The sequence below is a fragment of the Rhizobium laguerreae genome (assembly GCF_019778565.1).
GTDB classification, from domain to species: domain Bacteria; phylum Pseudomonadota; class Alphaproteobacteria; order Rhizobiales; family Rhizobiaceae; genus Rhizobium; species Rhizobium laguerreae.
The window spans coordinates 93,980-116,628 of the sequence record NZ_JAAXQT010000007.1; the positions used below are offsets into that span (position 1 = coordinate 93,980).

Here is a 22,649-nt window from a genome sequence, read left to right on the forward strand (position 1 = left end):
CCGGTTTGTCTTATTGCTGAGCTTTGTTAGAGGGGTAGCATCTGACCCGCAAGAGTAGAATTACTCTTATCCCGTGTAGATTCTAGTCGCATCCTATTTCGAGGTTGATTATGCTTAACGCTATGTCAAGAGGATCTCGAAATGGAACAAAGCCTGGTCTTGGACGGTGAAAGTCTTGTAGCGCCCGGCGAGATTCGTCGGTCGGCCAGGAGGGTTGCTGCCCCAGATCCCGGCCACCTGATCGTTGCCAGAGCTGAGCTTGCTCTCAGCCTTGAGGTGTCGCTCCGTCAGTTCAAATCCGGCGTCGAGCCTCATGCGATCATCGAGCGTCTTACTGATGCCTTACACCAAATAAGGCGGCGCTTTCATCCGGAGGCGTGGGACGTCCTCGTTCAGATCGCGCAATCCCATCCCGTTGCTCACTATCTCCATCAAGATCCATTGACCCGCTGGTCGTTCGAAAAGCCGCGCGGCTATTCTGGCGACGCACGCCTTCTCGACTTCATCTACGGCAGACCTGAGATTGAGGACGATGTCGCATCAGCGAGCGACTTGGGACGTTCGATCTACGCCTACACTCGAAATGCTTCGTCATCCGTCGCGGTAAGGGAGCGTCGAGACATTCTGGCGCGCCGCGTTGACGAAATCGCTTCGACCCGGCCTGGTTCGACTGAAGTCCTCGCGATTGCCGCCGGGCATCTTCGTGAGGGCCCGTTGTCGCACGCTCTGAGCGCCGGCGCGATCAGACGCTGGGTAGCTTTGGATCAAGACCCGATGAGCGTTGGAACCGTCGCCCGCGATTTCGCCGGCACGTCCGTCGAGGCGGTGAACGGGTCGGTCAAATCCCTGCTCGGTGGAAGGCATGCGCTGGGAATGTTCGATTTCGTTTATGCCGCGGGCCTCTATGACTATTTGCCGCACGCGGTAGCCGTAAGGCTGACCAGAAAGTGCATCAGCATGCTGAAGCCTGGCGGTACATTCCTATTCGCAAACTTCTCCCCGGAAACGAACGTCGATGGCTATATGGAGACATTCATGAACTGGGCGCTGCTGTTGCGATCAGAACGAGAGATGGGCTTGATCGCCAGTGAAAGCGTGACCGGGGCGGATGTAAAGGTGTCTGTTTGGCCCGGCTCAAACCGCAACATTGTCTACTGTGAAATTCAAAAGCCGCAGTAGGCCGCACGCTGGCCGACATATAATGGCGTTTGAGCCAGTAACTGGGCGCTGCCGTCCGTTCCGGTAGTCTTCGGGGCAATTCCTCAGTTCAAATCCTGGGTCGACCCTATCAGAGGCTGCATGAGAAAGGTCGTGGCTGCTCTCCTCCACGGCCTTTAAGCTGTTTATCGGCCGGCGCTAATCAGGCGGCTTATGGCTGTATCCAGCGTGGTCGTGCCCTTCACCGGGTCGCCGTCGAACCGGATCCAGCCTTCGTTGAAACCATCGATCATGCGCATCCGCGGGAGGGGGTTTTGCATGCCTTGGTCGGTGAAAATCTGCTCCCAGGTGTCGCGGGCGACCGGCTCTGCCCGGACGGGTTTTCCGAGGATGGACGAGAGGACAGCGGCGATTTCGTTGGGCGTGACGCCCTCTGGCCCCGTCAATTCGATGACCTGCTTGCCCACCCAGTCGTGCTGCAGCAATTCTGCCGCCTTGGCTCCGACGTCGAAGACAGAAACCATCGGATAGGGCTGATCGAGCGGCTGGAGGAAACTTGAGAGGACACATGTCTCGCGCGCCGGCGCGATATCCCAAGCCGTGTTTTCCATGAACCAGCCGGCACGCAGAAAGGCGATCGGCATTGGCAAGGCAGATAACTTCTGTTCAACGAGACCGAGCTGGCTCAAGAGGTTAGGTTCTCTGGCCTGCGCGCCGATGGTCGAGAGGCAAACGACCTTGGCGGGATCAGCAGAAAGAAGCGCGGTCTCCAGCGCCGCAATGACCGCGCGCACTTCCGTAAAGCCGGGGGTTGGATCGAAGGTGGGCGGGATCAGCAGAAAGACGCCGTCGGCGCCGGCGAAAGCCTTGGTGAGCGCATCGGCGTCGGTCATCTCGGCCAAGGCTAGGTCCGCGCCTTTGTCCTTCCATTCTGCTGCTTTCTCCGCATTGCGCGCGACGGCGCGTATCGGCACCCCCGCCTCCAGCAGACGCGCGGCGACGATGCCTCCGACTTGGCCAGTTACTCCGCTGATCACAAACATGGCTAGACTCCTTTGCTGCTCCGCCGCCAGCAGGTTGGCGGTTTGTTATGCCGATCATGTCCTTCGGAAGCCTTTGACTGAAGCGCGCTTCTGTCACATGATTGGTGACTAAAAATCACGGATACGCGATGTTTGACGGACGATTATTGAATGGCGTGAGCGTATTGGCCGCCGTTATCGAGAGCGGAAGCTTTGCGCGGGCAGCGGAGCTAATGGGATTATCGGCGTCGGGTGTCAGCCGCGCCATTTCGCGGCTGGAGGGGCGGATCGGTCTGCGGCTGCTCGATCGGACAACACGCACGATGCGGCTGACCGATGACGGCGCGCGATTCTACGAACAGGTGGCCCCACTCTTGAGCGGCATCGAAGAGGCTGCGCAGACTGCTGTTGGCGCCAGACAGGCGGTGCGTGGGCGACTGCGAGTCAATGTCGACCCATATTTTTCACGCCTTGTGCTCGGCCCGCGGCTCGGCGCCTTCCTCGATCGTTACCCGGATATTCAGATCGAGATCTTCACCCGCAACGAGATCGGTGATCTTGTTGCTGATGGCATGGACGTCGCGGTGCGCTTTGGCGAGCCTGCACAGAGGTCGCTTATTTCGCGCCTGTTGATGCAGACGCCCGTGATCACGATTGCGGCTCCCGCTTATATCGAGCGGCATGGTTGGCCGAGCCGTCCACAGGATTTGAGCGAGCATACCTGTATCCAGTTCCAGGATCCGCTGACCGCAAGGCCTTTCGAATGGGAGCTTCGGTCGGGTGACGAGGTCGTCTCGATCGAGACCCGCAGCCGCATTTTAGTCAACGATGCCGGCACGACCTTGGCGACCTGCCTTGCGGGGATCGGCATCGCGCAAGTCTTCACACTCGGGATGGCGGATTATCTGAACAATGGGCAGCTCGTGAACCTCTTTCCCGGCTGGTCGGACGAGACATTCCCGCTCTACGCCTTCTATCCCTCGCGTCAGCATGTTCCGGCTAAGGTCAGGGCCTTTATAGATTTCTGCGTCGAGATCATCGAATAGACGGAGGCACCCCGTCGAGCGCCTCTGCTGGCTTGAGCCGGCCGCGGCTTTCTAGTTTCCGGAAGTTTATCGTCTGTTGGGTTCTTTCATGCTTGGAAGGAAGGCGTTCACATCTCCGGCCATAAAGCACCGTGTCAGATGCGTTCTATGCGGACCGGATACTCGCCGCGCACCAGCAACGGCGCGAAGCCATTGTCGAAGCGGCCGAGCCGGATCAGCCCGTCCCAGCGGTAATCCGCATGGAACAGAGCCAGGTTACCCCATGGTTTGAAGTAGCAAAGGTCGCCCGGCTGCTCGTTGCCGAAAGCACCGCTGCCTTCTTCGGTCAGCTTGCGCGGCAGATGGACGATCTTTTCGTTTCTGCCGTAATCCTCGATCTTGAGGTTCAAGGGCAGCATGGAAATGAGATCGCGCGCGGTCGGATTGTCTGAGAGTGTCGCGGTCAGGGTTAGATTGTTGAAGCCAATCCTGATCCTGACGTCTGTCGCCTTATGACCTGTCGAGCCGTGCTCGTCCTGCCCGTGCGCCACGAGAGATAGGGCGGCGGCCGCCAAGGTTCCGCCCAGCACGGCGCGACGGCTCATGAACTTGGATGTCATCGACATAGCGCGCCTCGCGTCAGACAGGTTGAGCCGTGGGCCGGAACAGGATTTCGTTGATGTCGACATCGTCCGGCTCGTTCACCGCGAAGGCGACCGTTCGGGCGAACGTGTCCGCGCCGATGGCGATGTTGCTGACGAACTCCTTGGTGCCTGCCTGGATGTCCTTCTCACTGATGTGCTCGAGCAGTTCGGTGCTCACCGCGCCGGGTGAAATGATCGTGGTGCGGATGTTGTACGGCTTCACTTCCTTCCGCAGCCCTTCGGAGAGGGCGCGCACGGCGAATTTCGTCGCGCAGTAGACGGTGGCACCCGGATCGACAACATGACCGTAGACGGAGGACACGTTGATGATGTGCCCCGACTTCTGCGCTTTCATGTGCGGAAGCGCTGCTGCGATGCCGTAGAGCACCCCTTTGATATTCACGTCGATCATGCGATCCCACTCGTCAACTTTGAGCCGTTCGAGCGGCGCAAGTGGCATCAGGCCGGCATTGTTCAGCATCACGTCGATGCGACCGAACGCGTTGACGGCCGTGTCGACGAGCTTCTTGACTTGATGTTGATCCGTGACGTCGGTTTGGACTGCTTTGGCCTTGTAGCCCCTGGCGCAAAGCTCCTCGGCCAGCTTGGCGATGCGGTCGCTACGCCGCGCGCCGAGGACGACGGAAGCGCCGCGCTCAGCAAGGTGACGCGCGGTGGCTTCGCCAAGCCCGCTGCTTGCTCCGGTGATGACGACCACTTTGTTTTGGATTCCTTGGGACATGATGATTTCCTGTTTTGAGGTTTCTAAAGGTTCAGGAACGGCGGCCGGCGAGCGCGGCGAGGACAGCCGAACCGGCGAGAAAGCAGGCGGCCAGAAGGAAGGTGCTCCACCATCCCGCGGTGTCGAACAGCATGCCGCCAGCGAAAGCGCCGCCTGCAATGGCGAGTTGGATCAGCGCCACCTGCAGTCCACCTGCCGCTTCCAATTCACCGGGAACGATAGCGGCCATCCAGGTATTCCAGGCGACCGGAATCGGCGTCGAGAAAAATCCCCACATGACGAGCAGGAATGCCGTAACCGCCGCGAACGGCCCGAGAGCGATCAGCAGCAGGGCTAGGAATGCAAGAGCGGCCGGCAGGCCTACGAGAACGCGGAGGAGGTGGCGTCGGGCGACGAAGCCGATCACGGAGGTTCCAGCTAGCCCGCCGACGCCCAGGCCGAGAAGCACCATGGACAGGACATTCAATTCCAGCCCCGTGACGCCTTCGAGGAACGGGCGAAGATAAATAGACAGTGCGTTCTGGCCAATGAAGGCCAAGCCGGTCGCCGCCATTCCTATCGCCAATGTGCGATTGCGTAGCAGCCCGAATATTTTGGCCACCGAGACGGTTGATGTCGCCGGCATCCTCGGCAGAACGATCAGTTGCCAGACGAGTGCGGCAATTCCGATCGGCACGGTAATGAAGAAGGTTCCGCGCCATCCGATCAACCCGCCAAGAAAACTGCCGAGCGGTGCGGCAAGGACGAGGGCGAATGCGGTGCCACCTTGAAGAAGCGCAATGGCCTTGGGCAGGTCGCGATCCGAAGTCAGGCGTGCCAAAATAGCCGTCGACAGCGACCAGAAGCCGCCGATCGAAACGCCGACCAGGGATCGTCCGAAGAGAAAGACAAGGAAGTTGGGTGCGAGGGCAACCGCCAAGCTCGATGCGACAAGGACCGCCGTATAGAGCAGGACGACAGACTTCCGGTCGATCTTCGCCAGGAAGGCATTGCCGAAAAGGCTGGTGATAACCGCAAAGACACCCGACACGGTGATCGCCAATCCGGCTTGCCCCTCTGAAATAGAGAGGTCCCTGGCGATCGGGGTCAGAAGGCTCACAGGGAGAAATTCCAGACCCACCAGAAGGAAAGTGAGAAGTGAGAGACAGGTCACAGCAGACCATGAGGTCGCCGTGTCGTCCGTCAGTGAGGTCTCATTCAATGTCAACTCGACGGTCATTCACGTTCTCCTGTCCGTTGCCAGATAGATAACCGCACTGGTTTTGCTCGACTAGAAGCTATAATCTGAACGTCGTGATGAAGGAGATTCAACAATGCGGCGCGACGAGTTCACGGAAATGCGTGCGTTTCTGGAGGTGGCTCAGGAGCGGAGCTTCACGCGCGCTGCATCAAAGCTGGGAGTCACGCGCTCGGCGCTGAGCCATACGATCAGCGCGCTCGAAGCCCGGCTCGGCGTCCGGCTTCTCTCCCGCACGACGCGTGACGTCGCCCCGACGGCGGCCGGTACGCGCCTCGTGGAAACTATCCAGCCGCATTTCGAGAGCATCGCCGCCGGGATCAGTGCCCTCGGCGCGTTGCGCGACAAGCCTTCGGGCACAGTCCGCCTCGTATGTCCCGATGATGCCGTAGAGCTGGTCTTCCGTTCGAGGCTGCCGGCATTTTTACGGAATTACCCCGATATCACCGTGGAACTCATCGTCGACAATGGTTTCACAAATATCGTGGAGCGCCAATTCGATGCCGGCGTGCGGCTCGGCGAAGCGATTGCGCGCGACATGGTGGCCGTTCGCATCGGGCCCGATATCTCTTACGCCGTGGTTGGATCACCCGAATATTTTGCTGTCCACACTGTGCCTTCGACCCCGCATGACTTGACGGACCACAATTGCGTCAACCTGCGTCTTCCGACGTCAGGCGCTCTCTATGCCTGGGAGTTTGAAAAAGATGGCCGCGAGTTCAGCGTTCGTGTGGAAGGCCAGCTCGTGATGAGCAACATAGGGCCGGCGATCAATGCCGCTCTCGATGGGGCGGGTCTGTCTTATGTGCCGAGGGACCTCATCAGGCAATATTGTGACAGCGGTCAACTGCACGAAGTGCTCGCGGACTGGGCGCCAACATTCCAGGGGTATCATCTCTATTACCCCAGCCGGCGCCATCCATCCCCTGCTTTCTCTGCCTTCGTTGAAGCTTTCCGCTACCGGTATCGGTAGCGGAAAACAGGCCGGGCGAAGCAGCGCAAACCGTCGCGCCTCTTGCTCATCGACAATTACCGGGCGCTGTCGATGATGGCGCCGCCGTCGGGGGTAAGGCTGTAGCCCGTGATGAATTGGGAATCCTTGCTGGCCAGGAACAGCACTACCGGGGCAATGTCGTCTTCCGGCGAGCCGAAACGCGCGAGCGCGTTCGTCGGTGGAGGAACCTCCTTTTCCGCGGCACCCCAAGTGTCCGCGACTGGCAGAACGTTGTTCACGGTGATCTTGTCGGCACCCCATTCGCGTGCCGCCGTGCGAGTGAGCGCGCGCACCGCCTCCTTGGCCATGTTGTACGGACCGTAACCAGCCAACCCCACAGTGCCGGCCATCGAACCGAAATTGATGATCCGCCCTTCTCCGCCTTCTCTCAGGTGAGGATAACAAGCCTGCATGAAACGTAGATAGGCGATCGGCCCGGTGTCGAAGTTCCGTTGCAGTTGCTCGATCGAAAGGTCGATGACTGAAGACAAGACGGCAGAACCATCGAAAGCATTGTTCACGAGAATGTCGATGCGGCCGTACGCAGCGACAACCTTGTCCACCGCGGCCGTGATCTGATCGGCTTCACCGACGTCGCAGACGACGCCGAGCGCGGTGCCGCCGGCTTCGATGATATCCGCGACAACGCGTTCGACGCCTTCGGAGGTCCGCGAAAGAACTGCGACCTTCGCGCCTTCGGCCGCAAACAGTTTTGCGGTGGCGCGGCCAATGCCGCGGCTTGCGCCAGTGATAACGGCAACTTTTCCATTGAGTCGACCCATGTGTATCTCCATTTGATAAGGCTTGGGAATCTTCGAGGCGTCAGAGGACGGCAGCCTGGACGTAAGGCGAAGGGGCGTCGCGGGCGTCGTTCTGCGTCATGAACGAGGCGATCAGCAGCGCCAGGCCGATCGCCGCCGGCAGCGCGCCCACAGGTTTTCGAACGCCGATATGTGCGAGGCCCGACAGCAGCAGGTGAAAGAAGATGCCTGCATAGGCGAGGTCGCTGAGCGGGACGCTGACGCGTGAAAGGATCGCGACCGGGCCGAGGATCTTAACAATGATCATGAACGGAACGAGGTTGTTCGCCCTATATCCGAGTTCCGTCAGCGCCTCGCGAACCCACTGTTTCTTTGTGGCATACATGTAGGCTGAAGCGAGATAGAGCGCGGATAGAAGTGCCGTGCTGATCCAGTATCCGTAAAATTCAAGCATAAGTTCATCCTGTCGCTGCTCACGCAGCAACATTCCTCTCGTCGAGTCTGTCGGTTTCTATGTGAGAGGCGCTCCTTTTACTGCGCCCCTGATGCACGGATGGAAAATTTCGTCTAAGGTCTATCTTTGCAAGTAGGATGAATTACTTGCAGCTAGTATGGAAAACCAGACTATGGCCGATGGCGAAATCAATATGCATGAGGAGATGCGTCGGGCATTCGCGCTGCTCTCCGGTAAATGGAAGCTGGAAATCATGTGGCTGCTCCATCAGCGGATCCACCGGTTTGGCGAACTGAGAAAGGCTATTCCCGGCATTACTCAGCACATGCTGACGGCGCAACTGCGCGAGTTGGAGGCGGACGGCCTCGTATCCCGCACCGTCTTTGCGGAGGTTCCCCCGCGCGTCGAATATGCAATCACGCAGAAGGCGCGGGGCCTCGGCCCCACGATGGAAGCTCTGACGGCATGGTGGAACGAGTACGGCAAAAGCGTGCCGGCGAAGCCGAGCGCACGCGGGCGTAAAGCGAAAGGTGGCTGAACTGCTTCGGGTCGATAAACGACATTACCCTCACGAAAGACTGGAACCGAACTTGTCCCAGCTTTCCTTGACCGTTTCCATCGCGACGTTGGTCGAGGTGTTGGCAACGTGGGGCAGCGTCGAGATGCGCTCGCCGAGGACGCGGCGGTAGCGGCCGATATCGCGCGTGCGGATCTTCAGGAGATAGTCGAACCTGCCGGCGATCATATGGCACTCTTCGACTTCGCTGATCTTCTTGATGGCATCGTTGAAGCTTTTCAGCGCGTCCTCGCGGGTATCGGAAAGCTTCACCTCGACGAAAGCGATATGGTCGAGCTGCATTTTCGACGGATTAAGGACGGCCTTGAAGCCTTCGATATATCCGTCGCTGATCAGCCTTTTGAAGCGGATCTGGCACGGCGTCTTCGACAATCCGACACGCGCGGCCAAGTCCGTGATCGACAGCCTTCCGTCCTCGGCGAGTGCGGTGAGGATCTTTCTGTCGAACTGGTCCAATTCACTAAAGATGTCGGTTTCAGTAGCCATTTGAACTCTCGCGCGCGGATTAATAAGTTCATACAGCCTGGAAACTGTTGAAATCAAGTGAGATTGCGATTTGCGATTATGATAGATTATCCGCCGGGCAGAAGAGTGCTGAAATCGGGATCGGTGCCGCGCTCAAAACGGGGATCATACATGCATAACAAAGAAGCGGATGACGATCGGACGCAGGATTTGCTCGCTCACTACCGGCCGCTGGCGATCAGGGCTGTGGCCGCGGCGCTCACCCTCAAGCGCGACAGACCGGATGCGCGCCCGCTGCGAGAGACGGAATATTCCGGCCCCGCCTTCACTGACGATGCGCAGTGGGACGACGAGCCCGGCATCTCGTTTATCCGTTAAACCACACATCGATTGATAGGTACTTTCATGTTGAACGCAGCGATCGACCCCGCCTCTTCCAATGATCCGACCGACGGCGCGCCGTTTTCCGGCTTTGCCCCACCGATCCGGCCGCAATCCGAACTTCGCCAAGCCATCACGGCAGCCTATCGCCGGCCGGAAACCGAATGCCTGCCGCCGCTCGTTGCAGCAGCGCGCGTCTCCGAGGCAAAACGCTATGACATTCGCAGCACGGCCCGCAGCCTGATCGAGGCGTTGCGCGCCAAGCACAAGGGAACCGGTGTCGAAGGGCTGGTACAGGAATACTCGCTTTCCAGCCAGGAAGGTGTGGCGCTCATGTGCCTTGCCGAAGCGCTGCTGCGTATTCCCGATACCGAAACCCGGGATGCCTTGATCCGCGACAAGATCGCCGAGGGCAACTGGACCTCCCATATCGGCGGCGGAAAATCCATGTTCGTCAACGCCGCCACCTGGGGGCTCGTCGTTACCGGCAAGCTCACCTCGACAGTCAACGACCGAAGCCTGTCGGCAGCGCTGACGCGGCTGATCGCGCGCGCCGGTGAGCCGGTCATCCGTCGCGGTGTCGATATGGCGATGCGCATGATGGGTGAGCAGTTCGTCACCGGCGAAACGATTGCGGAGGCGCTGAAACGCGCCCGGCCGCTGGAAGCACGCGGCTTCCGTTATTCCTACGACATGCTGGGCGAGGCCGCGACGACGGGCGCCGACGCCGAGCGTTATTACCGGGATTACGAAAAGGCGATCCACGCCATCGGCAAGGCGTCGGACGGGCGCGGCATCTACGACGGCCCGGGCATTTCAATCAAGCTTTCGGCCCTGCATCCCCGTTACGTGAGGTCGCAGGCCGGCCGGGTGATGAGCGAGCTGCTGCCGAAGGTCAAGGCGCTGGCCGTTCTCGCCAAGACCTATGATATCGGCCTCAATATCGACGCCGAGGAGGCCGATCGGCTGGAGCTTTCGCTCGACCTCCTCGAGGAGCTTTGCTTTGCCCCTGATCTCGCCGGATGGAGCGGGCTGGGCTTCGTCGTGCAGGCCTATGGCAAGCGCTGCCCCTTCGTCCTCGACTATATCATCGATCTCGCACGCCGCTCCGGGCGCCGGGTCATGGTCCGTCTCGTCAAGGGCGCCTATTGGGATGCGGAGATCAAGCGCGCCCAGTTGGACGGGCTCGACGACTATCCGGTCTATACCCGCAAGATCTACACGGATGTCGCCTACGTCGCCTGCGCGCGCAAGCTGCTCGACGCTCCAGATGCGGTCTTCCCGCAATTTGCCACCCATAATGCGCAGACGCTCGCCACGATCTATCGTCTGGCGGGTCCTGATTTCACGGTCGGCAAATATGAGTTCCAATGCCTGCACGGCATGGGCGAACCGCTCTACGACGAGGTCGTCGGAAAGGAAAAACTCGACCGGCCCTGCCGCATTTATGCGCCTGTGGGAACGCATGAGACGCTGCTCGCCTATCTGGTTCGACGCCTTCTGGAAAACGGCGCCAATTCCTCCTTCGTGCACCGCATCTCCGATCCGAATGTCTCGGTCGAGGCGCTGATCGCCGATCCCGCGGAAATCGTCGCGGCCATGCCCGTTATGGGCGCGCCCCACACGCAGATCGCCTCACCAAAGGCTCTTTACGGCAACGCCCGGGCCAATTCCGAAGGTCTCGATCTCTCGAACGAGGCCACCCTTTCGGATTTGGCTGAGGCGCTCATCTCCACGGCTGCTGCCCCGTGGCATGCGCTTCCCCTCCTTGCCGACGGCTCTACGGAGGGGGTGACGCGCGATGTTCTCAATCCTGCCGATCACCGGGATGTCGTCGGCACAGTGACCGAGGTGAAGGTCGAGGAGGCTGCGCGCATCGTTCGCATGGCGGCCGAGCATGCGCCGCAATGGGCCGCCGTGCCGCCGGCCGAGCGTGCCGCCTGCCTGGAGCGGGCGGCCGACATCATGCAGGCCCGCATCAAGGTGCTGATGGGCATCGTCATGCGCGAGGCCGGCAAATCGGCGGCCAATGCCGTCGGCGAGGTGCGTGAGGCGATCGACTTCCTGCGCTACTACGCCGAGCAGGCGCGCAAGACGCTCGGCCCCTCGCATGCGCCGCTCGGCCCGGTCGTCTGCATCAGCCCGTGGAATTTCCCGCTGGCGATTTTCACCGGACAGGTCGCCGCAGCCTTGGTGGCCGGCAACCCCGTGCTTGCGAAACCTGCCGGCGTCACGCCGATCATCGCTTCGGAGAGCGTCAAGATCCTGCACGAGGCGGGCGTGCCTGTCGGTGCTTTGCAGTTCGTGCCCGGCAGCGGCCGTCTCGGCGCCGGCATGGTCGGTGCGGAGGAGACGGCAGGCGTCATGTTTACCGGGTCGACCGAAGTTGCCCGGATGATCCAGGCACAGCTGGCGGAACGACTGTCGGTGAGTGGCAGGCCGATTCCGCTGATTGCCGAGACCGGCGGCCAGAACGGCGTGATCGTCGATTCCTCGGCTTTGGCCGAGCAGGTGGTGGCCGACGTCATTGCGTCTGCCTTCGACAGCGCCGGTCAGCGCTGCTCGGCGCTCCGGGTTCTCTGCCTTCAGGACGATGTGGCCGACAGGACCCTCGCCATGCTGAAGGGCGCCTTCCGCGAGCTGACGATCGGCCGTACGGACCGGCTGAGCATCGATGTCGGCCCAGTCATCAACGATAGCGCAAAGACGGAGATCGACCAGCATATCGAGCATATGCGCGGCTTGGGCCGCAAGGTGGATCAACTGCCGCTGCCCGAAAGTGCAGCGGCAGGGACCTTCGTTCCGCCGACGATCATCGAGATCAAATCCCTGGCAGACCTGACGAGGGAGATCTTCGGCCCGGTGCTGCACGTTATCCGTTTCAAGCGAAACGGGCTCGACCGTCTGATCGACGACATCAACGCGTCGGGTTATGGTCTCACATTCGGGCTTCACACCCGGCTTGATGAAACGATCGCGCATGTGACCAGCCGCATCAAGGCAGGAAACCTCTATGTCAACCGCAACATCATCGGCGCCGTCGTCGGCGTGCAGCCGTTCGGCGGCCGCGGCCTGTCGGGAACGGGTCCGAAGGCCGGCGGTCCGCTTTATATCGGCCGGCTGGTGCAGCGTGCGCCCGTGCCGCCGCAGCAGGATTCCGTCCATACGGACCTTGCCCTTCGTGACTACATTGTCTGGCTCGACAAGAAGGGCTTGTCGGGCGAGGGGGAAGTGGCGCGTGGATATGCGAGCCGCTCGGCGCTCGGGCTCGAACGCGAACTCACCGGTCCGGTGGGCGAACTCAATCTCTACGCGCTCCATCCCCGCGGTCGTATTCTCCTCGTGCCGCAGACCGAAGGCGGGCTTCATCGCCAGATTGCTGCAGCCCTATCGACCGGCAACCACATCGTCGTGGACGTGGGTTCCCTATCGAAATCCGTCCTGGCGGATCTTCCGGCGGCTGTCGCCGGCCGGATTTCCTGGACATCGGATTGGGAAAAGGACGGGCCGTTCTCCGGTGCGCTCGTCGAAGGGGATCGCGACAGGGTCCACGCGGCCAATAAAAGGATCGCGGCACTGCCCGGTCCGCTTCTGTTGGTCCAGGCCGCAAGCACCGATGAATTGGCGAGCGATCCCGAAGCCTATTGCCTGAATTGGCTGCTGGAGGAGGTGTCGACGTCGATCAACACCGCGGCCGCCGGCGGCAATGCGAGCCTCATGGCCATCGGCTGAGTAACAGGCCGAGGGCGCAGAAAATGCGCCCTCGGCCGCATATCGCATGCGCCGATGTGCCCATAAAGAAGCCCATCCCAAGGATGTTCATAGGGCAAAGGCCGTGTTCCGGCGTGCAGTGCGCGAAAAAGCCGCTTGACAAAAAGCGATCGCCGCGACTATTGGGTAATCGATCACCCAAGGAGGATGATGCCGATCGTGGCTGTATCTCTTTCTGACATCGCGGAACGTGCGGGCGTCTCTGTAAAGACGGTTTCCGGCGCATTGCACGGCGGCTCCGCCCGCATGTCGGACGATACGCGCCAAAAGGTCAAGGCCATTGCGGAAGAGCTCGGCTACGTAACCAACTTTGCGGCGCGCGGCGTGCGACAGGGCTGGCTGCCGCTGGTCGGCGTCGTCTCCGACGGTCTCATCACTTCGCCTTTCGCCACCGAGATCGTACGTGGCCTCGACGGGGCGGCCCGCAGCGCCGGCATGGCGGTCTTTGCGGTCAACCATCGCAGCGGCCAGTCTATCGGCTCGGTGCTCGACGAGGTGCAGCACTTCCGGCCGCGCGCCGTTGCATATGCCGCCATGTACCACAAGGATGTCGCCCTGCCGGACAGGTTGGCGGGCGCCGTCGGCGTCATGATCAACTGCCGAGAGGCTGCCGGCCGCGTCACCGCGCTGGTCCCGGACGAAGAGGGCGGCGCGCGGGAGATCGTGCGTTATCTCCTCGTCGCCGGCCGCCGGCGCATCGCCTTCATCAACCTGCCGGGCATTCTCGCCGGCACGCTACGCGAGATGGGGTTTCGTGCGGCGCTTGAGGAGGCGGGCATCGACCCCGTCGGCGTGTTTCCGGCGGTGCGCCGCAGCGTCTACAGCGACCGCGCGCCAAGCCTTGTTGCCTCTCATGTAGAGGCGCTTCTGAAATCCGGTCAACGGCCGGACGCCATCCTGTGCGGCAATGACCGCGTAGCGATGGAAGTCTACGCGGCGCTTGCCCGCGCCGGCCTTCGCATTCCGGATGATATCGCGGTGGCAAGCTTCGACAACCAGGTCGAGATTGCCTCGCGGCTGGACCCGCCATTGACGACGATGGCCCTGCCGCACCGCGCCATGGGCCGCCTTGCCATGGAGATCCTCCTGGCCGAGCAGCCCGAACCGCCGCATCTGCATAAACTGCCGTTCCATCTGGTCGAACGGGCATCCGTCTGAACATCGAGTGTCTAACAGGAGGAGAATATCAATGAGCATTTCAATGGGTAATCGTTTACTTTCAGCAATCCTAGCGTCCGCCGCGCTGGTCGCGACCGCCGGTTTCGCCGAGGCGAAGACCGTCATCCACGTCATGCACCAGGGCGATCCTGGCTGGGTGAAGGCCTATGGCGACGTTGCCGCCCGCTTTGAGGCCGCCAATCCCGATGTCGACATCGAGATGATCTACGCGCCGCACGATGCCTATAACGAAAAGTTCAGCGCCGCCGTCATGGCCAAGCAACTGCCCGATATCATGGAACTCGATGCTCCGTTCCTCGCCAATTATGTCTGGTCCGGCTATCTGCAGCCCGTCAAGCCGCTCATTGACAAGGACCTGCTCGATGACATGACGGATTCGAATATCGCTCAGGGCACCTATCCGATCGACAAGGACCTCTATGCGATCGGCCTCACCGACTCCTCGGTCGTGCTCTACGGCAACAAGAAGTATCTTGAAGCCATTGGCGCCCGCATTCCGAAATCGGTCGACGATGCCTGGACCCGCGAGGAATTCGAAGGCTATCTCGAAAAGCTTTCCAAGCTCGAAGGCGTGAAGTGGCCGATCGACACCTTCCGAGGTTACGGCATCAAGACCGAGTGGATCACCTATGCCTACGGCCCACTGCTCGAAAGCGCCGGCTGCGACCTGATTGACCGCAAGACCTGGAAGGCCAGCGGCACGCTCGACGGCGAGGCCTGCGTCAAGGCGCTGACGATGATGCAGGACTGGGTGAAGAAGGGTTGGGTCGTACCGACTTCGTCGGGCACCAACCAGTTCTATGCCGAGGGACAGCCGGCCGCGCTCGCCATGGGCGGCCACTGGTTCTACGCGGAGGCATCGGCAGCGATGAAGGACAATATCGTCGTCATGCCGCTGCCGAAGATCGGCGACAAGGGCGTGAGCCCGAACGGGACCTGGATCTGGGGCGTTTCCGCGACCTCGGAAAACCCTGAGATCGCCGGCAAGTTCCTGAGCTTCCTGCTGAAGGACAAGGAGTACCGGGAGTACGCCAAGACCCAGTCCGCCTATCCGGGCTTGAAGAGCTTCGCCGCCGGTTCCCCGCTCTATGCGGAAGGCGGTGCGCTCGCCGTCGCCTTTGAGCAGGCTTCCAAGACCGCGATCGCCCGTCCGCCGCACCCGGCCTATCCGACGATCACCTCGGCCTTCATGCAGGCCGTCGACAAGATCTTCAACGGTGGTGACGCGCAGGAAGCGCTGACGGCCGCCGCCAAGAAGATCGACGAGGATATCGAGGACAACGCCGGCTACCCGCCCTTCGACGAGCAGCAGTAAGGGGTTTTGACGGGCCGGCTCGTCCTGCCGGCCCCTGAACCATCTCGGGAGGATGACCGATGAGGAGGAAACAATGACTTTGCAACAGACCTCCACGCCCGCTTTGCGACGTCCGGCCAAACGCCGCGACAACAAGCGGCTCTGGCAGGAAATGGCGATGATCGCGCCTGCCTTTCTGCTTATGGCGATATTCCTGATCACGCCGTTCCTCTTGTCCTTCTGGACGGCGATGACCAACCAGCCGCTCGTGCCGCGCCCGACGCCGGTGCGCTTCGTCGGCCTCCTGAATTTCGAGCGCGTCTTCACCGATCCGCTGTTCTGGACCTCGCTGTGGAACGTCACGCGCTTCACCGTCTGGGTGCTGCCGCTGCAATGCGGCCTCGCCTTCCTGACCGCGCTGCTCTTGCATCAGAAGCTGCCGATGCAAAACCTGCTGCGCGGCCTGTTCTTCCTGCCGGCGATCACCTCCATGGTGGTGGTCTGCGTCATCTGGGGCACGCTGTTCCAGTATCCGAGCGGCCCGCTCAACCAGATCGCCGGTTTCCTTTCCGGCGGCACGATCCAGCCGATCGATTGGCTCGGCGACCCCAACTGGGCGATGTTCTCCATCGTGTTGCTTTCAGCCTGGCAGGCCTATGGCTTTCAGATGATCATCTATCTCGCCGGCCTGCAGGGCATTCCCGAAGAACTATACGATGCAGCCCGCATCGACGGGGCAAGCGCGCTGCGCCGCTTCTGGCACGTCACCATGCCCGGTCTTCGCCCGACCCATGTCTTCGTGCTGGTCATCACCACGATCCAGGCCTTCAAGCTCTATACGCAGGTGGCAATCCTCACCCAGGGCGGCCCGAACGAAAGCACCGAAACCGTTGTCCACTACATGGTGCGCGCCGGCTTCGAGGAGCAGAAACTCGGCTACGCATCGGCCGTGTCCGTCATCCTCTTCGTCATCGTTCTTCTGATCGCGCTCCTGCAACGCAAACTCCTGAGGCGCTTCGATGTCTGATCTCGCTTTGACCCAGCCCGCCTCCCTGGCAATCGCAAGGGGCAACGGCAAGAGAGGCCTGCGCATCGTGCAGAGCCTCTGCATCCTGGTCATCGCGCTGGTGATGATCTCGCCGCTGTTCATGCTGCTGATCGCCAGCCTGAAGGACGACCGCTTCCGCATCCTCGCCGACATGGGCAGCTTCCGCGCCTTCTGGGTCAGCGACCCGACGCTGTCGAACTACCAGGAGATCGCCCATTTCTCCGGCGAGTTGGCCTATGGGCGATATCTTTTCAATTCGCTGGTGATCCTCGTTGCCACAGTCGTCTCGGGTCTGGTCGTCAATTCCATGGCGGGCTTCGTTCTGGCCTGGGGCTCGCTGCGCGGCAAGGCGGCGCTCTTGGCGCTGGTCGTCGCGCTCTATGTCATCCCGCAGGAAAGCATCATCATGCCGCTCGTCGTCATGATGTCGCGGGCGGGGCTGACGGATACCTTCGCGGTGCAGATCCTGCCCTGGGTGGCAAGCCCGCTCTATGTCTTCCTCTTCTACCAGTTCTTCGCGCAGCTGCCGAAAGAACTCTATGAAGCGGCGGAAATGGACGGCGCATCGGTCTTCCGCATCTACCGGTCGATCTACATGCCGCTCAGCCTGCCGGCGCTCGCCACGGTCTCGATCCTCATGGGCATCGAAAGCTGGAACCAGTATCTCTGGCCGACGCTGGTCACCCAGACCGACTATGCTCGGCCGATTGCCGTCGCCATCGCCACCTTCTTCGGACAGGACAGCATCTACTGGGACCGCGCCATGGCCGCTTCGGTGCTGATGATGATCCCGGTCCTCATTCTCTATCTGGCTTTCCAGCGCTGGTTCGTCAGTTCATTCGTCGGCTCCGCCGTGAAAGGTTGATCATGTCTCTGCAGGCAAAATCCGAAACGTCAGCACCTCAGGCCATTGAAGCGGAGCTGCCCGAAGGCACGGTGCTGCATCTCTGGCTGAAGGCGCGCCATGCCGGCGGCGAGGCGAAGCTCTTCGTCGCCGTTGATGGCGACGACATCGGCGAGCCCTCGACCCGCCGCACGGGGGAATTTGAGTTCTTCGCTGTGACGCTCGCGAAGGGCGGTCGTGCCACGCTGTCCTATGATGCGACAACCGCTGCACTCTCCGTCGCTTATGCCTTCCGGCCGGAAACCGTGATGAAGGAGGGCATCTGCGTCTTGCACAGCGATGCCCGCACGGCCGCCCCCGACGTGCCCGACAGCTATCATTTCCGCCCGCCCTTCGGCTGGATGAACGATCCGAACGGTTTTGGACGGTTCGGCGGAAATGCTCACCTCTTCTACCAGCATTATCCCCATGAGCCGCGCTGGAACACCATGCACTGGGGCCATGCTGTCTCGAGGGATTTCGTCCGCTGGACACATCTGCCCATGTTCCTCTTTCCGGCGGCGCATCTATCGGAAAAGGACGATGGCCGCGGCGGCGCCTTCTCTGGCTCGGCGATCCCCGGCATCGGCCCAGAGGGCGAGGAAATCCGCGTCTTTTACACCGAGCATGTGCGTGACCGGCAACCGGAAGAGCAAATCCAGCTTTCAGCCGTCAGCCGCGACGGCATCGTCGCCGGCCCGTCGGAAATCGTGATGCCGCTGCGCCCGGAAGGCTTGAACCTCACCACCGATTTCCGCGACCCCTATGTCTTCAAAGGCCCGGACGGCCGCTGGAAGATGCTGCTCGGCAGCCGCGACAGGCAGGGCGGCGTCGTACTGCTCTATGAAACCGCAGACCCGCAAGGCGCCGATGGCTGGACCTTCCTCGGCATCCTCCATCGCGAGGACGGTTTCGGCATGACGGCGGCGGAATGCCCCTGCATGGTGCCGCTTTCCGACAAAAACGCAGAAACCCGCTGGGCGCTGATCTTCGGTCTGCTCACCAGCCGCGACCCGGCCACCGGCCGCCGCAACCTCACCTCCGTCACCGTCGGCGGTTTCGATGGCCGCACCTTCACTGCGGAGTTCGAGCAGGAGTTGGATTTCGGTTCGGATGCCTATGCCTTCCAGGCCTTCGTTGATGGCGACGAGCCGGTCGGCATCGCCTGGCTAGCCAACTGGACGGATTTTTCCAAGAAGGACGATTTCCCGACGGCCATGACCCTGCCGCGCCGCATGCTTCTCGACGGCGACACCGTGCTGACCCCGCCGGTCGCAGCCGTCGAAAGCCTGCGTCATCAGTTGCTGGATGACACCGCGCTTGCCGCCGGCAAGACCGTGCCGCTCGGCACCGGCGCCGTCGAGATCGTACTTGATCTCACCGAGCCGGGCGCCGCCTTCGATCTCACCTTCGATCATCCGGATGTCGATCTAGGCGTTAAACTCGATGCCGATGGTCTGGCGATTGTCTTCGACGTTCGTACCGGTATGGCGCCGCCACGTTACGTCGCCGCTGGCGCGAAACCGTCGAGCCTGCGCATCTTCCTCGATGCCGGCTCCATCGAGGTCTTCGCTGACAACGGCCGCTGGACGGGGTCCAAACGCATTCCGGGCTTTGCCGCCGCACGTTCGGCAACGCTCGCCGGCGCCGTCGCCGGGGCCAGCGTCTGGCAATTGAAACTGTGAGGGAGGACAGACAATGGCATCGGTAGCAATCGACCGGGTTCAGAAGCAATACGGCGCGGCCTCGGTTATCCACGGGGTTTCCGCAGATATCGAGGACGGTGAGTTCGTCACGCTCGTCGGGCCGTCCGGCTGCGGCAAGTCCACGCTTCTGCGCATGCTGGCGGGGCTAGAGGATATCAGCGGCGGTGAAATCCGCATCGACGGTCGCGTCGTCAACGACGTCGCGCCGAAGGAGCGCGATATCGCCATGGTGTTCCAGTCCTACGCGCTCTATCCGCACATGACGGTGCGCGAAAATATGGGCTTTGCCCTGAAGCTGCAGGGGCGCGATAAGGCGACAATCAACAAGCTGGTGAGCGAAGCCGCCGGCATTCTCGCACTTGAACCCCTGCTGGAGCGCCTGCCGAAACAGCTTTCCGGCGGCCAGCGCCAGCGCGTCGCCATGGGCCGCGCCATCGTACGCCATCCGAAAGTGTTCCTCTTCGACGAGCCGCTGTCCAACCTCGACGCCAAGCTGCGGGTGACCATGCGCAGCGAGATCAAGGAGCTGCATCAGCGCCTTGGCACGACCATCGTTTACGTCACTCACGACCAGATCGAGGCGATGACCATGGCCGACAAGATCGTCGTCATGCGCGCCGGCCGAATCGAGCAGATCGGCAAGCCGCTCGATCTCTACGACCGCCCAAATAACACCTTCGTCGCCGCCTTCATCGGCTCGCCGTCGATGAACCTCTTCGAGGGTGGCGTCAGCGGCGGCGGCTTCCGTATCGAAGGCGGCGTTTCCCTGCCGCTTCCGCCGCAATTGAGCCACAGCGTGGCACGCACCTACGGCATCCGCCCGGAAGACCTCGACATTGCAGAGACGGGCATTCCGGCCACCGTGCTGACTGTCGAGCCGACAGGTGCGGAGACCCATCTTTCGGTGCGTGTCGGCACGCAGACGGCAACCATCGTGCTGCACCGGCGGGTGGATTTAAAGCCGGACCAGCAAATCGACCTCGCGCCCAAATCCGAGAAAGTCCACCTCTTCTCCGCCGAAGGCCGACGGATAGACTGATCTCCCGGCGCCCGCCGCCGAACCGCGTCCGTCAATTGACGGACGCGGTTCGGTTTCGGAGCCATCCAGGCTTGCCACGTCTTGATTTTGGGTGTCCGGCCTTTCATTGATCGAATTGACCAACTGCGCGGCGATGTGTTGCCACGGGTCAAATCTCTTGAAGAGCAGATCGGTTGTGGTCATGCCGCCGCGCGCCATCCATTGCGGATATGGCGGTAGCCTTCGCGGTAGACCGCTTCCGGTGTCTCGGAAAAGTCGCGCCAGACCTTTGTGGCGGCGGCGAGTTCCTTGAGCGCCCGACCGAAGGCCTCGATTGTCAGCCACCCGTCGTAGCCGCTCGCGCGTAGTGCCTTGAACGTCTCGGCCCAGGGAATGTTGCCACGCCCTGGTACGCCGCGGTCGTTCTCAGAAATGTGGACATGCACGATGCGGTCACTGTTTCGTGTGAAGGCGCCGATGGGATCGGCCTCTTCAATATTGCTGTGGAAGGTGTCGTACATGGCGCGGATATTCGGGTGTCCGACCGCGTCGATATGGGCCCCAAGGTCGTCCATCGTGTTGAACAGGTAGCATTCGAAGCGGTTGAGCGCCTCAAGCCCGATCGTGACGCCGTGCTTTGCTGCATGATCGCCGATCGCGCGTTGCGAGGAAACCGAGCGCTTGAGTTCCGCCGCGCTCGGCCCGCTTCCGGAAAATTTGCCGAGCGTCGAATGCAGCGGCCCGCTCAGCATCGTCGCCCCAAGCGCATCGCTGCAGTCGATGGCCCATTTCACGAAGTCGATGCCGCGCTTGCGGGTCGCGGCGTCGGGGGCGATCAGGTTCATCTGCGGGTCGCCCATAGCGGAAACGGCGGTCCGTTCTAGGCCGATCCGGTCGAGCAAGGCCCCCAGCCGCCGGTAGTCGTCGGGTGCGCCCGAAAAGATCGGGATCTCGACACCATCAAACCCCGTGGCCTTGATATCGCGCAACAATGCCTCGTGTTTGCTGCCGACAGCTGTCGTCCAGAGGAACATGCACATCCCGATCTTCATCTCTCCCCCCTTCGCCTTGCGGCCATTGCGCGGCGGCTTAAGCCGATCAACATCCTCAGATCTGGTCATACCAAATTTGCGCATCAGGTCAAGCTGCGGTGCTCGCCGCTTGGAGCCAGGATTCCGTGCATAAGCGGTGAAATGTCGCAATAAACAACCGAATGCGCCGGATGTATCGGTGTTTCAAGGCCGTCTTGCAGAGGCTCGGGAATTGGGTTAGATCTTTCAGACAACGAGAATTGGCCAAACCAGATTGCAGCAGCAACGGGATTGGCCAGCGATAAGGTGACGTTTCGATGCCAAGCGGCTGTCGAGCGTGGCCGCAACAGCCTAGGAGGAACCTCATGCATCTTTCCACACACAACTGGATGCGGGCGGAACCGCTCGCCGTCACGTTGAAGCGCATCAAGAAATATGGCTACGAGAGCATCGAGATATCCGGCGAACCGGCACAGTACGACGTCAAGGAGACGCGTGCGCTGCTGAAGGAGCATGGCATCCGCTGCTGGGGCGCCGTTACGCTGACGCTCGGCGAGCGAAATCTTGCCGCCAGGGATGAAGGCCAGCGCGCCAAGTCGGTGGACTATGTCAAGAGCGTCATCACCATGGTCAGCGAACTCGATGGCGAGATCGTCACCCTGGTGCCGGCCACCGTCGGCAAGGTGGTGCCGGATGGGACCGAGGAGGAAGAGTGGACATGGGTGGTGGACGCTACCAAGGAGTGTTTTGCCCATGCGCAGAAGAGGGGTGTGCGCATTGCCGTCGAGCCGCTCAACCGTTTCGAGACCTATTTCTTCAACCGTGCCGCCCAAGCGCTGGCGCTCGCCGATGCCGTCAGCCCCGAATGCGGGGTGTGCCTGGATGCCTTCCACCTGAACATCGAGGAGGAAGACATGTATGAAGCGATCCGGCTCGCGGGAAAGCGCCTGTTCGATTTCCACGTCGCCGATAACAATCGTTTTGCCGCCGGCCTCGGCCATCTCGACTGGCCAAAGATCATCGGCACGCTGAAGGAGATTGGTTACGACGGCGCCGTCACCAACGAATTCGTCGCTCCGGTCGACCGGACGCCCGCCGCCAAATATCCGGACATGGTCGAGCGCAACCCCGTCGATATTCCCCCGGAGCAGCTGAAATTCATCCAGGACCACGGCTCGAGCCTTCTCACTGAGAAGTTCTACGACGATCAGATGCGGATCACTGCCGAGACGATCCTGCCGCTGATCAAGTAACGAACG

21 protein-coding genes are annotated in these 22,649 nt (G+C 61.3%); 13 read left to right on the forward strand and 8 right to left on the reverse strand.

The window, feature by feature from the left end; translation table 11 throughout:
* Positions 1–141 precede the first annotated feature (141 nt).
* Positions 142–1,179: a class I SAM-dependent methyltransferase gene (locus HFO71_RS21420; RefSeq protein ID WP_077976797.1), complete on the forward strand. Its 1,038-nt coding sequence runs from the start codon at positions 142–144 to the stop codon at positions 1,177–1,179.
* Positions 1,180–1,343: 164 nt separating this feature from the next.
* On the opposite strand, the gene HFO71_RS21425 is transcribed toward HFO71_RS21420, so the two are convergent.
* Positions 1,344–2,201 (reverse strand): NmrA family NAD(P)-binding protein, encoded by an 858-nt coding sequence (locus HFO71_RS21425; RefSeq protein ID WP_077976798.1) that lies wholly within the window; start codon positions 2,199–2,201, stop codon positions 1,344–1,346.
* 128 nt (positions 2,202–2,329) lie between these two features.
* Here HFO71_RS21425 and HFO71_RS21430 point away from each other — a divergent pair, with 128 nt between their 5' ends.
* Positions 2,330–3,226: a LysR family transcriptional regulator gene (locus tag HFO71_RS21430; protein ID WP_077976799.1), complete on the forward strand. Its 897-nt coding sequence runs from the start codon at positions 2,330–2,332 to the stop codon at positions 3,224–3,226.
* A 134-nt stretch (positions 3,227–3,360) separates the two neighbouring features.
* Here the strand turns inward: HFO71_RS21430 and HFO71_RS21435 are convergent, their stop codons facing one another.
* From HFO71_RS21435 to HFO71_RS21445, 3 genes are read right to left on the reverse strand one after another with little or no spacing between them, the layout of a single operon-like run.
* A complete protein-coding gene (locus HFO71_RS21435) occupies positions 3,361–3,831 on the reverse strand; it encodes a cyclophilin-like fold protein (RefSeq protein ID WP_131641364.1) in 471 nt (156 codons plus the stop codon).
* A 13-nt stretch (positions 3,832–3,844) separates the two neighbouring features.
* Positions 3,845–4,591: an SDR family oxidoreductase gene (locus tag HFO71_RS21440; protein WP_077976801.1), complete on the reverse strand. Its 747-nt coding sequence runs from the start codon at positions 4,589–4,591 to the stop codon at positions 3,845–3,847.
* A 31-nt stretch (positions 4,592–4,622) separates the two neighbouring features.
* Complete coding sequence (locus HFO71_RS21445; protein ID WP_132612101.1) at positions 4,623–5,810, reverse strand: MFS transporter; 1,188 nt, start codon at positions 5,808–5,810, stop codon at positions 4,623–4,625.
* A gap of 94 nt (positions 5,811–5,904) precedes the next feature.
* On the opposite strand from HFO71_RS21445, the gene HFO71_RS21450 reads away from it, so the two are divergent.
* Entirely contained in the window at positions 5,905–6,801 is an 897-nt protein-coding gene (locus tag HFO71_RS21450; RefSeq protein WP_077976803.1) for a LysR family transcriptional regulator, read from the forward strand.
* Positions 6,802–6,857: 56 nt separating this feature from the next.
* On the opposite strand, the gene HFO71_RS21455 is transcribed toward HFO71_RS21450, so the two are convergent.
* Positions 6,858–7,604, reverse strand: a complete 747-nt coding sequence (locus tag HFO71_RS21455) for an SDR family NAD(P)-dependent oxidoreductase (protein WP_077976804.1) — start codon at positions 7,602–7,604, stop codon at positions 6,858–6,860.
* A 40-nt stretch (positions 7,605–7,644) separates the two neighbouring features.
* Positions 7,645–8,037, reverse strand: a complete 393-nt coding sequence (locus tag HFO71_RS21460) for a DoxX family protein (RefSeq protein ID WP_077977040.1) — start codon at positions 8,035–8,037, stop codon at positions 7,645–7,647.
* A gap of 157 nt (positions 8,038–8,194) precedes the next feature.
* Between HFO71_RS21460 and HFO71_RS21465 the strand changes: the two genes are divergently transcribed.
* A complete protein-coding gene (locus HFO71_RS21465) occupies positions 8,195–8,575 on the forward strand; it encodes a winged helix-turn-helix transcriptional regulator (protein ID WP_077976805.1) in 381 nt (126 codons plus the stop codon).
* A 30-nt stretch (positions 8,576–8,605) separates the two neighbouring features.
* On the opposite strand, the gene HFO71_RS21470 is transcribed toward HFO71_RS21465, so the two are convergent.
* Positions 8,606–9,100: an Lrp/AsnC family transcriptional regulator gene (locus HFO71_RS21470; RefSeq protein ID WP_077976806.1), complete on the reverse strand. Its 495-nt coding sequence runs from the start codon at positions 9,098–9,100 to the stop codon at positions 8,606–8,608.
* A 150-nt stretch (positions 9,101–9,250) separates the two neighbouring features.
* Between HFO71_RS21470 and HFO71_RS21475 the strand changes: the two genes are divergently transcribed.
* The 8 genes from HFO71_RS21475 (at position 9,251) to HFO71_RS21510 (ending at position 20,380) form a co-directional block, all read left to right on the forward strand.
* Positions 9,251–9,457, forward strand: a complete 207-nt coding sequence (locus HFO71_RS21475) for a hypothetical protein (RefSeq protein ID WP_077977041.1) — start codon at positions 9,251–9,253, stop codon at positions 9,455–9,457.
* Between the two features lie 27 nt (positions 9,458–9,484).
* Positions 9,485–13,192 (forward strand): trifunctional transcriptional regulator/proline dehydrogenase/L-glutamate gamma-semialdehyde dehydrogenase, encoded by a 3,708-nt coding sequence (gene putA / locus HFO71_RS21480; protein ID WP_221988407.1) that lies wholly within the window; start codon positions 9,485–9,487, stop codon positions 13,190–13,192.
* 186 nt (positions 13,193–13,378) lie between these two features.
* Positions 13,379–14,389, forward strand: a complete 1,011-nt coding sequence (locus tag HFO71_RS21485) for a LacI family DNA-binding transcriptional regulator (RefSeq protein WP_132612183.1) — start codon at positions 13,379–13,381, stop codon at positions 14,387–14,389.
* 43 nt (positions 14,390–14,432) lie between these two features.
* Positions 14,433–15,725, forward strand: coding sequence for an ABC transporter substrate-binding protein (locus HFO71_RS21490; protein WP_132612181.1), 1,293 nt, complete (start codon positions 14,433–14,435; stop codon positions 15,723–15,725).
* Positions 15,726–15,798: 73 nt separating this feature from the next.
* Positions 15,799–16,731 (forward strand): carbohydrate ABC transporter permease, encoded by a 933-nt coding sequence (locus HFO71_RS21495; protein ID WP_077976809.1) that lies wholly within the window; start codon positions 15,799–15,801, stop codon positions 16,729–16,731.
* The gene (locus HFO71_RS21500; protein ID WP_077976810.1) at positions 16,724–17,617 is read left to right on the forward strand and encodes a carbohydrate ABC transporter permease; all 894 of its coding nucleotides are present in this window, start codon (positions 16,724–16,726) and stop codon (positions 17,615–17,617) included. The genes HFO71_RS21495 and HFO71_RS21500 overlap by 8 nt, the downstream gene beginning before the upstream one ends.
* Before the next feature lie 2 nt (positions 17,618–17,619).
* Positions 17,620–19,320 (forward strand): beta-fructofuranosidase, encoded by a 1,701-nt coding sequence (locus HFO71_RS21505; RefSeq protein WP_077976811.1) that lies wholly within the window; start codon positions 17,620–17,622, stop codon positions 19,318–19,320.
* Positions 19,321–19,333: 13 nt separating this feature from the next.
* Positions 19,334–20,380, forward strand: a complete 1,047-nt coding sequence (locus tag HFO71_RS21510) for an ABC transporter ATP-binding protein (RefSeq protein ID WP_168285925.1) — start codon at positions 19,334–19,336, stop codon at positions 20,378–20,380.
* Positions 20,381–20,559: 179 nt separating this feature from the next.
* Here the strand turns inward: HFO71_RS21510 and HFO71_RS21515 are convergent, their stop codons facing one another.
* Positions 20,560–21,411 (reverse strand): sugar phosphate isomerase/epimerase family protein, encoded by an 852-nt coding sequence (locus tag HFO71_RS21515; RefSeq protein WP_077977043.1) that lies wholly within the window; start codon positions 21,409–21,411, stop codon positions 20,560–20,562.
* A 344-nt stretch (positions 21,412–21,755) separates the two neighbouring features.
* Between HFO71_RS21515 and HFO71_RS21520 the strand changes: the two genes are divergently transcribed.
* The gene (locus HFO71_RS21520; RefSeq protein ID WP_077976813.1) at positions 21,756–22,643 is read left to right on the forward strand and encodes a sugar phosphate isomerase/epimerase family protein; all 888 of its coding nucleotides are present in this window, start codon (positions 21,756–21,758) and stop codon (positions 22,641–22,643) included.
* Positions 22,644–22,649: the final 6 nt, after the last annotated feature.